The following is a 12840-nucleotide window of genomic DNA, read 5'->3' as shown; positions in this document are numbered from 1 at the left end:
GCACACTTTCCTGACACTTTCCTGCACGGACACGGCCGGGCGGCCGACCGCCTCCCGGCCACCCATTCCGATGAGAACCATCCGAAGATCGAGTGCACTGCGGGAGCGAGCGGTGAGCGGAACGTCCGAAGGGCCGACGCCCGTGGCAGACCTCATCGGCCAGGCCGTCACAGAGAGTCACGCTCTGGCATCGGCCGGTACGGGTGCGCCGCCCTACTCCGCCGCCTTCTCGGCCGCGCCGCTGGCGATGGCCGTGGTCGACCGCGAGGGCCTGGTCACCGACGCCAACTCCAGCCTCGCCGAACTGCTCGGCACGGCGCTCGCGGAGCTGACCGGGTCCGCCGCCGCCGACCTGGTGGACCTCGCCTCCGACACCCGCACCTGGCAGAGCTACCGCGAGGTGCTGCGCGGCCGGCAGGCCGAACTACGGTGCACGCGCCGCCTGAAGCACCCGGACGGGCACTCCCTGTGGGCGCAGGTGACGGTGGCGCCGCTGGCGGGCGACACGGCCGGCGGCCCCGCCGACGGCGTGCTGATGTGTGTCTCCGACATCAGCGACCACCGTGAACTCCAGGCCCGGCTGCGGCACTTGCAGATGCACGACCCGGTGACCCGGCTGCCCAACCGCACGCTCTTCTTCGAACGGCTGTCGGCGGCGCTGGAGGTGGAGTCCTACGACGAGAGCGGCAGCACCGGCCGGATCGGCCTGTGCTATCTGGACCTCGACGGGTTCAAGGCCGTCAACGACACCCTCGGCCACCGCGTCGGCGACAAGCTGCTGGCGGCCGTGGCCGAGCGGCTGACCCGCTGCGCGGAGCAGGCGGGCCACACCCGGACGATCCCGCCGCTGGTGGCCCGGCTCGGCGGGGACGAGTTCGCGCTGCTCGTCGAGGACTCCACCGGGACCGACCAACTCGCCGACCTCGCCGAGTCGGTGCTCGCCGCGCTGCGCGAGCCCTTCGACGTCTCGGGCCGCCGGCTGTCGGTGTCGGCGTCGATCGGCGTGGTGGAGCGCCAGGCGGCGGGCACGGGCCCGACCGCCCTGATGCAGGCCGCCGACACCACGCTGTACTGGGCGAAGGCCGACGGCAAGGACCGCTGGACGCTGTTCGACCCCGAGCGCAACGCCCACCTGGTCACCCGTCAGGCGCTCGCCGCCACGCTGCGGGCCGCCATCGGGCGCGGGGAGTTCGCGCTGGAGTACCAGCCGCTGGTGAGCATGGAGGACGGCCGGCTGCGCGGGGTCGAGGCGCTGGTCCGCTGGAACCACCCGCAGTTCGGCGTCCTCGCGCCGAATCGGTTCATCGGACTGGCCGAGGAGGACGGCTCGATCGTGCCGCTCGGCCGCTGGGTGCTCGCGACCGCCTGCCGGCAGGCGGTGGCCTGGCAGGCGGCCCACCCCGGCGAACCGCCGATCTTCGTCAGCGTGAACGTGGCCGTGCGCCAGGTCTGGGACTCCGACCTGGTCACGGACGTGGCGCGGATTCTCGACGAGACGCGGCTCGCCCCCCAGCTGCTCCAGCTGGAGCTGACCGAGTCGGCGGTGATGGGCTCGGCGGGGCGGCCGCTGGAGGACCTCCAGGCGCTCAGCGACATGGGCGTGCGCATCGCGATCGACGACTTCGGCACCGGCTACTCGAACCTGGCGTACCTCACCCGGCTGCCCGTGTCGGTGCTCAAGCTGGACGGCGCGTTCGTGCGGGGCTTCCAGTACGAGGGCGAGGACACCGCGAGCGTGGCGCCCAACCCGGCCGACGAGGTCGTGGTCGAGGCGATGATCCAGCTCGCGCACCGGCTCGGGCTGACGGTCACGGCCGAGTGCGTGGAGACGCTGGCGCAGGCGTCGCGGCTGCGCCGGATCGGCTGCGACACCGGCCAGGGCTGGCTGTACTCCCGGCCGGTGTCACCGGACCGCATCTCCGAGCTGATGGGCGTGCGGGCCTGAGCGGGCTCAGGCGGCGGGCGGCGGGGTGCGGGGCAACCCGTAGGCGTCCGCGATGAGTTCGTAGGAGCGCAGGCGTACGTCCATGCCGGGGGCGTTGCTCGTGAGCATCAACTCGTCGGCGCCGGTGCGCTTGTGGAGGTCGTCCAGACCGGCGCGGACCTCGTCCGGGGTGCCGTGGACGACGTTGGCGTTCCAGTCGTCGGCGAACTCCCGCTCCATCGCGCTGAATTCGTACGCCTCCGCTTCCTCGGGGCTCGGGATGAGGCCGGGGCGGCCGGTGCGCAGCCGGATCATGCCGAGGGCGGCGGCCTTGACCTGGCGGCGCGCCTCCTTCTCCTCGTCGGCGGCCAGCGCGGAGACGCCGATCAGCGCGTACGGGCGGTCCAGCAGGGCGGAGGGGCGGAAGGACTCCCGGTACAGGTCGAGGGCGGGGACGGTGTTGCGCGCCGAGAAGTGGTGCGCGAAGGCGAAGGGCAGCCCGAGCAGGGCGGCCAGCCGGGCGCTGAAGCCGGAGGAGCCGAGCAGCCAGACCGGCGGGCGGTGCGGGGACTGCACACCGCCGGGCGAGGTCGCCTGCACCGGGCCGGGCACGGCGTGGATGCGGCGGTAGGGGTGGCCGTCGGGGAAGTCGTCGTCGAGGAAGCGGGTGAGCTCGGAGAGCTGCTCGGGGAAGTCGTCGGCGCCCTGGTCGAGGCGGTCGGTGCGGCGCAGGGCGGCGGCGGTGGCCCCGTCCGTGCCGGGGGCGCGGCCGAGACCCAGGTCGACGCGGCCCGGCGCCAGCGCCTCCAGGGTGCCGAACTGCTCGGCGATGACCAGCGGGGCGTGGTTGGGCAGCATGACGCCGCCGGAGCCGAGGCGGATGCGCCCGGTGTGGGCGGCGAGGTGGGCGAGGATCACCGCGGGCGAGGAGGAGGCCACGCCGGGCATCGAGTGGTGCTCGGCGACCCAGAAGCGGTGGAAGCCGCGGGACTCCGCGAGGCGGGACAGCTCCACGCTGGTGCGCAGGGCGTCGGTGGCGGTGTGGCCCGCGCTGACCGTGACCAGGTCGAGGACGGAGAGGGGGGTCGGCGCGGTGCCGAGGGCGGTGCCCCGGATCCCGTCGCCCTCGGGGGTGTCTGCGGCCACGTGCTGCCTCCTGCGGTGTTCCCGTACGGTCTGCCTGGGGCCGTAACAGGAGGGAGTCTCCGCTTTATTCCCGGACCGCCTCCCTTCCCGGACCGCCCCCCTTTCCGGACCGCGCGCGGTTCCCGGGCCGCCCTCGCTTCCCCGGACCGCCCTTGGCTCCCGGGCCGTCGGGCGGACCGCCCGGCCCCGCTCCGGGCGGGCGGGGGCCGGGCGCGGCTATGCCTGGACGATCGGCTCCCGGGTGAAGAGCTCGCCGAGCTGCGGGGCGTTCACCCGGCGGTCCGTGAGCCGCAGGGCCTCCCAGACGGTGACCTGGTTGGCGGTGAGGACCGGCTTGGCGAGGTGCTGCTCCAGGGCCTGGACGTGGGACGCCGTGTGCAGGGCCGTGCCGGGCAGCAGGACCGCCTCGGCGCCGGGGTGGTCCGCCTCCTTCGCCAGGGCGTACAGCTCCTTCCCGCCCCAGTCGCCGGCCTCGGCCGCGGTGACGGCCCCGGCGCCGTGCGACGCGGTCACCTCGACGCCGCCGGCGCGCAGGAACTCCACGAAGAGCGCGGTCACGTCGTCCGGGTAGGCGGCGCCGACCGCCACCCGCCGCACCCCGAGCTCGCGCACCGCGTGCACGAAGGCGAACGACGTCGAGGACGCCGGCATCCCCGCGGTCCGGGCGAGGCCGCGCACCTGCTCGTGGGCGCCCTCCCAGCCGTGGACGAAGCTGCCGCCGGTGCTGGCCCACACCACCGCCTCGGCACCGGTCAGCCGCAGCTCCGCGACGCCCGCCGCGAGCCGCTCCGCCGAGCCCGTCCGCAGCAGGGCGTCCACCCGGTGCGCGTCCTCCCCGATCTCGGTGTGCACCAGATCGAGCCGGATGTCGCTGGCGATCAACTGTTCGATACGGGGATAGTCGTCCTCGGCGGAGTGGCCCGGGTAGAGGAATCCGAGTGCGGTCATGTCAGCCTTCCTGCCGTTCGCTGCGCGGGTCGGCGCGCCTGCTGCCCACTGCTGCTCCTGCTCAGGAACACCAGGCACGTCCGGAAGTACAGGACCGCCACGCACCGGATCGATCAGCGCCTGACAGGGCCCCACCGCTCGGGTACCCAGTCGGCGCGGCGCGGCCCACATCGTCACCTGGTTGGCCGAGATCACCGCCGCGCCGCCCGCGCGCCGTGTCGGCCACCTCGCGGTACGGCGCCTTACCGGATGTGCCGGGTCGGCCCCGCGTACGCGCACCCCGCGACGGCGACGCCCGCGAGCTCGTGGCGGGCACCGCCCGCACTGCGGGAGAAGGGTGGGCAACGGATCGTGCGCACGCCCGTGTTGGTGAGCAACGGACCGTGTGCGCGCCCGTGTTGACGAAGGTGGGTTCGGGTGCGAGCGTGGTCAAACCTCGCATGTCAGGCGGCCGTTCGCCGCCTCGGAACCCGGTGGGACGGCCGGGTAGCGCCCCGCCACGCCCCCCTGACGGCAGGGAGACCTCCCCGACCGACCGCCCGCCCGCCCCTCGCCCCTCGCCCCTCGCCCCTCGCCCCTCGCCCCTCGCCCCCGGGAGGAACGACCCCGCATGAGCGCAGCCACCCCCGGCCCGTCCCCCTCCCCCTCCCCCGCCGGCCCGCCCACGCTGCTGGTGCTCGACGCCGAGCCCCTGCCCCGGCTCGGCAGGCTCACCGGCCGGGCCCGCGTGGAGCACGCGGACGCCTCGACCCTCGCCGAGCGGCTGCCCCACGCGGACGTACTGCTGGTCTGGGACTTCGCCTCGCACGCCGTGCGGCACGCCTGGCCCGGCGAGGGCCCGCGGCCGCGCTGGGTGCACACGGCGAGCGCCGGCGTGGACCATCTGCTGTGCCCGGAACTCACCGCGTCCGACACCGTGGTCACCAACGCGCGCGGGATCTTCGACGAGCCGGTCGCCGAGTACGTCGCCGCGCTGGTGCTGGCCATGGCGAAGGACCTGCCGCGGACCCTGGAGCTCCAGCGCTCCCGCCGCTGGCGGCACCGCGAGGGGCAGCGGGTGGCGGGCACGCGCGCGTGCGTGGTCGGGTCGGGGCCCGTCGGCCGGACGATCGCGCGCACCCTCAAGGCGCTCGGCGTCACCACCGCCCTGGTGGGCCGGGTCGCGCACACCGGCATCCACGGCCCCGAGGACCTGGACCGGCTGATCGCGCGCGCCGACTGGGTGATCGCGGCGGCGCCGCTCACCGAGCGCACGCGCGGCATGTTCGACGCGCGGCGCTTCGGCGTCATGCAGCCCTCGGCACGGTTCATCAACGTCGGGCGCGGGCCGCTGGTGGTGACGGACGCCCTGGCGGAGGCGCTGGACAAGCGGTGGATCGCGGGCGCGGCACTCGACGTGTTCGCGCACGAGCCCCTGACGTCCGACAGCCCGCTGTGGGGGGTGCCCGGACTGATCGTCTCGCCGCACATGAGCGGGGACACGGTCGGCTGGCGCGATGAACTCGGTGTGCAGTTCGTGGAGTTGTACGAGCGGTGGGCGGCGGGCAGGCCGCTGCTGAACGTGGTCGACAAGCAGCGCGGGTACGTACCGGGACGCTGAACTCCGCACGGATGCCGAGCCTGGAGGACGGGACGCATGACGGATCTCACCGAACTGACCGCCGTACAGCTCCTCGACGGCTCCCGCACGGGCGCGTTCAGCCCCGTCGACGCCGTGCGCGCGGCCCTGGAGCGGGCCGAGCGCATCCGGCCCGGGGTCAACGCCCTCGTCCGGCTCACCGCCGACGCGGCCCTCGCGCGTCCCGGACCGCCGCGGGGGTCGGCGGGCCCGATCTGCCGGGAGGCCGGCCGCGCGGTGGATGGCCCCGCGCGACGAGCGACACCTCGATGAACCGTGCGGTCATGCGATCCGGAGTGCATACATCGCATCGACCCGGGTAGCCGCGCCGCCATGGCTCCACCTAATGGGAACGACAGAACCACACCAGGGACCACACGCCGGTCGCTGCTCGCGGGGGTGGCGGCGCTCGGCGTTGTGGGAACCGCGGGCTGCTCGCGCGTGGCGACCGCGTCGAGCGAGGACGGCGGCGACCTGCTGGACCGGATGAGGGCGGCGGGCGTCGTACGGCTCGGCATAGCCGGCGAGATACCGTTCGGCTACATCGACAAGGACGGGAAGCTGACCGGTGAGGCACCGGAGCTGGCGCGCGTCGTCTTCAAGCGGCTCGGCGTCGACCGGGTGCAGCCGGTGCCCACCGAGTTCGGCTCGCTGATCCCGGGCCTGAACTCCCAGCAGTTCGACGTCGTCGCCGCCGGGATGTACGTCAACCCCGAGCGCTGCGAACAGGTCATCTTCTCCGACCCCGACTACCAGATGCTCGACTCGTTCATCGTGCGCAAGGGCAATCCGCTCGGGCTGCGCGGCTACCAGGACGTCGTCGCGAAGAAGGCCAGGTTCGCCACCGGCACCGGCTACGCCGAGATCCAGTACGCCGTCGAGGCGGGGTACGCCGAGAGCGACATCCTCATCGTGCCGGACCAGGTCGCCGGGCTGAACGCCGTGGAGGCGGGGCGCGTGGACGTCTTCGCCGGAACGGCCCTGACCACCCGCGAGGTGGTCAAGAAGTCCGCGAAGGCGGAGTCGACGAAGCCCTTCAAGCCGATCGTCGGCGGAAAACCGAAGGTCGACGGGGGCGCGTTCGCCTTCCGGCCGACCGAGACGAGGCTGCGGGACGCCTTCAACTCCGAGCTGCGCAAGCTCAAGAAGAGCGGGGAGCTGCTCCGCATCCTCAAGCCCTTCGGCTTCACGGAGGCGGAGATGACCGACCTCACCGCGAAGGAGCTGTGCGGCGGATGACCTCCGGACTCTGGGAACTCGTACTGAGGGGAGTCTGGACGACCGTCCAGCTCCTCGTGCTCAGCGCCCTGCTGGCCGCCGCGGTGTCCTTCGTCGTCGGCGTCGCGCGCACCCACCGGCTGTGGATCGTGCGCTTCGTCGCGGGCGTCTACACCGAGGTGTTCCGCGGGACCTCCGCGCTGGTGATGATCTTCTGGGTGTTCTTCGTGCTGCCCCCGGCGTTCGGCTGGCAGCTGGTGCCGATGTGGGCGGGCACGCTGGCGCTCGGCCTCACCTACGGCGCCTACGGCTCGGAGATCGTGCGCGGCGCGCTCGGCGCGGTCGACCCGGCGCAGCAGGAGGGCGGCATCGCGCTCAGCTTCACGCCCTGGCAGCGGATGCGGCTGGTCCTGCTGCCGCAGGCGGTGCCGGAGATGATCCCGCCCTTCTCCAACCTGCTGATCGAACTGCTCAAGGGCACCGCCCTGGTCTCGGTCATGGGCATGGGCGACCTGGCCTTCAGCGGCAACCTGGTGCGGCTCGCCCTCCAGGAGAGCGCCGAGATCTACACGTACATCCTGCTCATCTACTTCGTGATCGCCTTCCTGCTCACCCGTGTGATGCGCGGGCTGGAGAACCGGCTGAAGCCGGGCGGCGGCAGGGCCCCGGCGCACGAGGCGTCCGCCGACGAGCCCGAGCCCACGGAGACGACCGGTGCCGGCGCCTCCACCCGGGGAGGTGTTCTGCGATGACGTGGGACTGGACGGCGGTCGCCGACTTCATGCCGTACTTCTGGGACGGGCTGCTGGTCACGCTGCAGGCCCTCGCCCTCGGCTCGGTGATCTCCTTCGCACTGGGCCTCGTGTGGGCGCTGCTGATGCGCGCGCCCTCGCGCTGGGTGCGCTGGCCGGTCGGGGTGGTCACCGAGTTCATCCGGAACACCCCGCTGCTGGTGCAGCTCTTCTTCCTCTTCTACGTGATGCCCGAGTGGGGCCTGACGATGTCCGCGCTGACGACCGGCGTCCTCGGCATCGGCCTGCACTACTCGACGTACACGATGCAGGTCTACCGGGCCGGCATCGAGGCGGTGCCCGTCGGCCAGTGGGAGGCCGCGACGGCGCTGAACCTGCCGGTGGCCCGGACCTGGCGGGTGGTGATCCTGCCGCAGGCGATCCGCCGCGTCGTGCCGGCGCTCGGCAACTACGTGATCTCGATGCTCAAGGACACGCCGCTGCTGATGGCGATCACCGTCCTCGACATGCTCGGCCGGGCGCGGCTGTTCTCCCAGCAGAACTTCCAGTTCACCGAGCCCCTGACCGTGATCGGCGTGGCCTTCATCCTCATCTCCTACCTGGCCTCCCTCCTCCTGCGAGCCCTGGAGCGACGTCTTGCCCACTGAGACCCCCGACACCCAGCACAGTCCCGACGCCACCCCCGCCGCCGGCCTGCCCCCGGGCGAGCTGATCCGGCTGGAGCAGGTCACCAAGCGGTTCGGTGACAACACCGTGCTCGACCACCTCGACTTCTCGGTCGACGCCGGCAAGCACGTCACGCTGATCGGGCCGTCCGGATCGGGCAAGACCACGATCCTGCGGCTGCTGATGACGCTGACCAAGCCCGACGAGGGCCGGATCACGGTGGACGGGCAGCAGCTCTTTCCGGCCACCGAGAAGGAGGTCCGCGAGGTCCGCAAGAAGATCGGGATGGTCTTCCAGCAGTTCAACCTGTTCCCGAACATGACCGTGCTGCGCAACATCATGGAGGCCCCGGTCACCGTCCTCGGGCTGCCCAAGGACGAGGCCGAGGCGCGCGCCCGCGAGCTGCTGGAGATGGTGGGGCTCGCCGACAAGTGCGACGCCCGGCCGACCCGGCTCTCCGGCGGCCAGCAGCAGCGGGTGGCGATCGCGCGGGCCCTGGCCATGCGGCCGCAGGTGCTGCTGCTCGACGAGGTGACCTCCGCGCTCGACCCCGAACTGGTGGCGGGCGTCCTGGACCTGCTGCGGGACATCGCGCGCTCCACCGACATCACGATGCTCTGCGTGACCCACGAGATGAGCTTCGCCCGGGACATCTCCGACCAGGTCCTGATGTTCGACGAGGGCCGGGTCATCGAGGCGGGCAGCCCGGAGAAGATCTTCAACGATCCCGAGAACGACCGCACGAGGGAATTTCTCAGCGCGGTGCTGTGACCGGCGGAAAATGAACGCGGTTCAACCTTCGAGGTCGGGGGCGGCGTGGCATGACAGCGGCATGTGCCGCGCTGCCCCGCCCCTGCCCTCGGGGGTGCGGGTGACGACGGAATCTCGTCAACAACCGCTCACCGCACACCTCTTGGCGGCTATCGTGATAGTGCATCACTGTCCGGATACGGCCCACTCCATCACGCCGCTGCCCGAGCGACCGAGCGACCGCAGGGGGAACCGTGGCCCTGACGCACGAGCCGACCGCGCCGTACCACTCGACCCAGGACGCCCTGCGCGTCCTGGAGACCGTGGCGCGGCGCACCACCGGAGTGACCGACGCCGAGCTCGCCCGGCTCACCGGGGTCGGACGGGAGCGCCTGACCGGCCTGCTGCGGATGCTGCGCCGCGAGGGCTACGTCGCGCAGGTCGGCGACGGGGCCCATGTCAGCGGTGACGCGCTGGAGCGCCTCGGCTCCGCCCGGGGCCGCCGGCGGGCCCTGCGGGAGAACCTCCAGCGCACCCTCGACCGGCTGCGCGACTCCGTCGGCGCGGCCGTCTACGTCAGCCGGTACGTCGACGGCGAGGTCACGATCGACCAGTTCGCCGCCGGACCGGCGACCCCCGTGGTCCACGAGTGGGTCGACTTCCGCTTCTCCGCCCATGCCACGGCGATCGGCAAGAGCCTGCTGGGCCAGCTCGACCACGACGGGCGCCGCGACCACCTCGCCCGCCACAAGATGGCCCGGCTGACCTCCCGCACGATCACCAGCGACCGGGTCCTGCTCTCCCGGCTGGAGTCCCAGCCGCCGACCGTCCCCCACCTCGACCTCCAGGAGTACGCGGTGGGCACGGTGTGCGCGGCGGTCCCGATCACCGCCGGGTCCGCGGTGGGCTGTCTCGCGCTGTCCCTCCCGGTCGAGCACGCGCACCGGCTGCGCCAGGCCGCGGACGCGCTCAACCGCAACGCGGCACCGGTCCTGCTCTCGCTCGCGATCTAGGGCGCCGGGAGGGTTCGCCGGAGGCTCGCGGCGTCCGGTGCGGTGCCCCGCGAGGCGGAGCCTCGTCCGCGTACCGGACGTGCCCGGGTGAGGCGACCACGCGGCGAGGGGCCGGGCCGGGCGTCGCGAGCCGGTGAACCCTCCCGGCCGCGGCACCAGGGCCGCGGCGGGCATCAGCACCCCCGGGAGGATGGTCGGAAGCACCCCCGGGGACCGGGTAGTATTTTCTCTGTCGCCGCCGCGAGGAGCAGGAAGATCGCGGTCGGCGGGAGTCTGCGCCGCTAGCTCAGTTGGTTAGAGCAGCTGACTCTTAATCAGCGGGTCCGGGGTTCGAGTCCCTGGCGGCGCACGATGGCGATGGCGAGGCAAGTTCGCGCAAGCGTGGACGACACCTCGCCATCACTGTTCTTGCGCGGTATCGCCGCGCGTATCGAGGGCCTTGCCGCCCTCGTCCCATGCCGAAGGGCCCCTCGTGGGAGCGAGGGGCCCTTCGGCATGGGCGAGGTCCCGGCCCCGGCGAGCCTGCGACAGGCCCGCTCCCCCGGGGGCCGCCACCACACCGGGTCGGCGCACCTGGGCCCCTCGGCACCCCAGGGCCGCCCGGTGGATCTTGTTCGCGGCGGTGACGGGCAGCCGCTCCGCCACCGGCTCCGCGACCGTGCCCCGCCCCTCCGGCTCCATGACAGCGGCGCTGGATGACGTACCGTCAGATACCCAGGGGGCGGGGGCCGTTCCTCGTGTGCGCGGCCTAGGACAGCTCGCCGTAGGTGACGACGAAGCCGACGCAGGCCACCATGACCACGCCGAGGAAGGCGATCGCGCCGAGGGCGGTCGCCGCGTGCCTGACCCGGCCGGGCCGGTGGGCCATGGCCGCGATCCGGGGCCCGTCGGTGTAGTGCACCGTCACGAAGTCGCCCTCGACCGTGGTGGCGGGGCCGCCCTCCTCCTCGAAGCGGACGGCGCGGCCGTCGCGGGCGGCGAACTCGTACACGTGGTGCAGGACCGTCGTGACGCGCGAGTGACCGCCGCCGTGGGTCGTGGTGTACGTCCGCAGACACCGCCCCTCGGCGGTCAGCCCGCTGTTCCAGGCGGCGCGCATCTGGAGCTGGCGGCGCACCACCCGGTAGGCCAGGAACACCGCCACGGCCATGATCAGGCCGGGCACGGCATAGAAGAACAGGTCCATCACTCGTCCCCCCGAGTCGACGCGCCGACCCCGACGGGCCGGCATGGGAGGAACCTACCCACGCCGGCCCGGTCGCCGACTCAAGGGAACCTCAGAACGTGACGTCGGCACACACGTAGAACGCGTTGGCCGTGTCGGCGATCGTCCATACGCCGACAATGACCTGACGACCCGTCAGTCCGCTGGGCAGGGTGCCCGTGTGCGAGAGCGTGGACGGCGGGCGCTGCCCGTTGTACGGGACCGTGAAGAACGGCGTGAGGTTGAGGTCGGCGCGGGTCAGGGGGCGGTTCTGGTTCCAGCCCGGCTTGGTGATGTAGTACTTGAAGTCGCTCGTGGCGTGCATGGCGGTGAACTGCCAGCGGAACGTGTAGCTCTGGCCGCCGTTCACCTTGGTCGCGGGCCAGGCGGCGCCGGACGGCGTGCGGGGCGCGCTGAGTTGGCTGAACTGCGAGAGGCCGCCGTTGCAGATCTGCCCGTCGGCCGGGCCGGAGCCGGGGAAGCCCTTCGGCCCCTCGACGCTCTGCGGTTCCCACTGGATGGAGCCGCAGTTGGTCACGGTGCCGTTCTGGCAGAGCTTCTGCCGGCTGACGGGGAGGTCGGTGTAGCCGTGGCTGCTCGCGCCTCCGGTGGACAGGGTCAGGGCCCCGGCCGTGGCGAGCCCGAGTGCGGCGGCGTACATCTTGGTCTTTCGGCGCATGCTGCTGCTCCTGGGAACGTGGGGGAAGTTCGACGAGCGGTGCAGGTCTAGACCAAGCCTCAGATTATTGGCGACAGTTGAGCATGTCCATACCAAACGGCGGACGTGTTCGACGGGCCGTCAGCCCGCCGTTTCCCCGCGCCCCGCGCAGAACGCCACGGTCAGGTCCTTCACCAGCGCCTTGCGCTCGTGGTCGTCCAGGTCCACCAGGCCCCGCACGGTGAGCCGGGTCACCGTGTCCTCCACCGAGTCCACGACCGACGACAGCACGGTCGCCCGGTGCCGCGCGTCCAGCGCCGCGATCCGGCGCCGGTGCATGGCGGCGGCCACCTCGGGGGCGTACTCCGTCCGGACCGGCCGCACCGAGAACACCTCGACGCCGACGCCCGCGGCGTCGCGCACCACGAGCCTGGTCAGCACCTCGCCGGCCGCCTCCGCCGCGCCGCGCGCACCGCCCGGCATCTCCACCGGCACCCGCGCGAGCGCCGCCTCCACGCACTCGCGCAGGTACCGCTCGTGGTCCTCCACCGCGAGCGTGGCCCGCGCGGTGTCCCGCACCCGCCACACCACCAGCACGACCACCCGCAGCGCGACGCCGCCGCAGTCGGCCGCGGGCATCGGCTCGCTGCGCCAGTGCCGCAGCCGTACGTCCACCCGGCGCCGCAGCACCAGGGGGTTGACCCACATCAGCCCGGTGCGCCGGACCGTGCCCCGGTAGCGGCCGAACATCCCCAGCACCCAGGCCCGTCCGGTCCGCCCGCGCGCCAGCCCGCCGAACCCGAAGAGGCCCAGCGCCCCGGCCCCCGCGTACGCCGCCCACTGCACCGGGCCCGGCCCCGCGCCCGCGGACGCCGGGACGCCGAGCGCCGCCACCGCCGCCGACGGCAGGGCGCCCGCCCACCACGAGGTGGCCAGGCACCCC

The 12840-nt window shown here is 73.0% G+C and carries 12 protein-coding genes, 1 tRNA gene and 1 pseudogene; 9 read left to right on the top strand and 5 right to left on the bottom strand.

The genetic code is table 11. From position 1 onward, the window contains the following. Window positions 1-112 precede the first annotated feature (112 nt). Window positions 113-1945 (top strand): putative bifunctional diguanylate cyclase/phosphodiesterase, encoded by a 1833-nt coding sequence (locus tag SZN_RS20420; protein WP_043732010.1) that lies wholly within the window; start codon window positions 113-115, stop codon window positions 1943-1945. Window positions 1946-1951: 6 nt separating this feature from the next. Here the strand turns inward: SZN_RS20420 and SZN_RS20415 are convergent, their stop codons facing one another. Both SZN_RS20415 and SZN_RS20410 read right to left on the bottom strand, forming a co-directional pair. Continuing rightward, on the bottom strand, window positions 1952-3070 hold the full coding sequence (locus SZN_RS20415; protein ID WP_007498060.1) for an LLM class flavin-dependent oxidoreductase: 1119 nt from the start codon (window positions 3068-3070) through the stop codon (window positions 1952-1954). Window positions 3071-3286: 216 nt separating this feature from the next. Then, entirely contained in the window at window positions 3287-4018 is a 732-nt protein-coding gene (locus tag SZN_RS20410; RefSeq protein ID WP_007498059.1) for a maleate cis-trans isomerase family protein, read from the bottom strand. A 610-nt stretch (window positions 4019-4628) separates the two neighbouring features. On the opposite strand from SZN_RS20410, the gene SZN_RS20405 reads away from it, so the two are divergent. From SZN_RS20405 to SZN_RS20370, 8 genes and pseudogenes are all read left to right on the top strand, one after another. Continuing rightward, window positions 4629-5618, top strand: a complete 990-nt coding sequence (locus SZN_RS20405; RefSeq protein WP_007498057.1) for a D-2-hydroxyacid dehydrogenase — start codon at window positions 4629-4631, stop codon at window positions 5616-5618. A gap of 36 nt (window positions 5619-5654) precedes the next feature. Further along, a pseudogene (locus tag SZN_RS40090) lies at window positions 5655-5819 on the top strand (amidase); the annotation flags it as partial. 150 nt (window positions 5820-5969) lie between these two features. After that, window positions 5970-6875, top strand: coding sequence for an ectoine/hydroxyectoine ABC transporter substrate-binding protein EhuB (gene ehuB / locus SZN_RS20395; RefSeq protein ID WP_043732008.1), 906 nt, complete (start codon window positions 5970-5972; stop codon window positions 6873-6875). Then, window positions 6872-7606 (top strand): ectoine/hydroxyectoine ABC transporter permease subunit EhuC, encoded by a 735-nt coding sequence (ehuC, locus tag SZN_RS20390; protein ID WP_043732006.1) that lies wholly within the window; start codon window positions 6872-6874, stop codon window positions 7604-7606. The genes ehuB and ehuC overlap by 4 nt, the downstream gene beginning before the upstream one ends. Then, window positions 7603-8253: an ectoine/hydroxyectoine ABC transporter permease subunit EhuD gene (gene ehuD, locus SZN_RS20385; protein ID WP_007498053.1), complete on the top strand. Its 651-nt coding sequence runs from the start codon at window positions 7603-7605 to the stop codon at window positions 8251-8253. The genes ehuC and ehuD overlap by 4 nt, the downstream gene beginning before the upstream one ends. Next, on the top strand, window positions 8243-9043 hold the full coding sequence (gene ehuA / locus SZN_RS20380) for an ectoine/hydroxyectoine ABC transporter ATP-binding protein EhuA (protein ID WP_007498052.1): 801 nt from the start codon (window positions 8243-8245) through the stop codon (window positions 9041-9043). The genes ehuD and ehuA overlap by 11 nt, the downstream gene beginning before the upstream one ends. 233 nt (window positions 9044-9276) lie before the next feature. After that, a complete protein-coding gene (locus SZN_RS20375) occupies window positions 9277-10035 on the top strand; it encodes an IclR family transcriptional regulator (protein WP_007498051.1) in 759 nt (252 codons plus the stop codon). A 275-nt stretch (window positions 10036-10310) separates the two neighbouring features. Beyond that, window positions 10311-10384 (top strand) — tRNA-Lys (locus SZN_RS20370). 399 nt (window positions 10385-10783) lie between these two features. Here SZN_RS20370 and SZN_RS20360 read toward each other — a convergent pair. The 3 genes from SZN_RS20360 to SZN_RS20350 all read right to left on the bottom strand — a co-directional run. After that, window positions 10784-11221 (bottom strand): hypothetical protein, encoded by a 438-nt coding sequence (locus tag SZN_RS20360; protein ID WP_007498049.1) that lies wholly within the window; start codon window positions 11219-11221, stop codon window positions 10784-10786. Between the two features lie 91 nt (window positions 11222-11312). Further along, window positions 11313-11918, bottom strand: a complete 606-nt coding sequence (locus SZN_RS20355; RefSeq protein ID WP_007498048.1) for a lytic polysaccharide monooxygenase auxiliary activity family 9 protein — start codon at window positions 11916-11918, stop codon at window positions 11313-11315. A gap of 120 nt (window positions 11919-12038) precedes the next feature. Beyond that, window positions 12039-12840 (bottom strand): SPFH domain-containing protein (locus tag SZN_RS20350; RefSeq protein ID WP_007498047.1); only part of this gene is annotated, 802 nt, incomplete at its 5' end.

This window comes from Streptomyces zinciresistens K42 (assembly GCF_000225525.1).
GTDB classification, from domain to species: domain Bacteria; phylum Actinomycetota; class Actinomycetes; order Streptomycetales; family Streptomycetaceae; genus Streptomyces; species Streptomyces zinciresistens.
Note: the sequence above shows the minus strand (reverse complement) of the source record. Positions and strands in the feature narration are given on the sequence as shown.

Coding starts and splice junctions, on each gene's coding strand:
- SZN_RS20410 (WP_007498059.1), bottom strand. CDS start 4,018: ATGACCGCACTCGGATTCCTCTACCCGGGCCACTCCGCCGAGGACGAC.
- SZN_RS20405 (WP_007498057.1), top strand. CDS start 4,629: ATGAGCGCAGCCACCCCCGGCCCGTCCCCCTCCCCCTCCCCCGCCGGC.
- ehuB (WP_043732008.1), top strand. CDS start 5,970: ATGGCTCCACCTAATGGGAACGACAGAACCACACCAGGGACCACACGC.
- ehuC (WP_043732006.1), top strand. CDS start 6,872: ATGACCTCCGGACTCTGGGAACTCGTACTGAGGGGAGTCTGGACGACC.
- ehuD (WP_007498053.1), top strand. CDS start 7,603: ATGACGTGGGACTGGACGGCGGTCGCCGACTTCATGCCGTACTTCTGG.
- SZN_RS20360 (WP_007498049.1), bottom strand. CDS start 11,221: ATGGACCTGTTCTTCTATGCCGTGCCCGGCCTGATCATGGCCGTGGCG.
- SZN_RS20355 (WP_007498048.1), bottom strand. CDS start 11,918: ATGCGCCGAAAGACCAAGATGTACGCCGCCGCACTCGGGCTCGCCACG.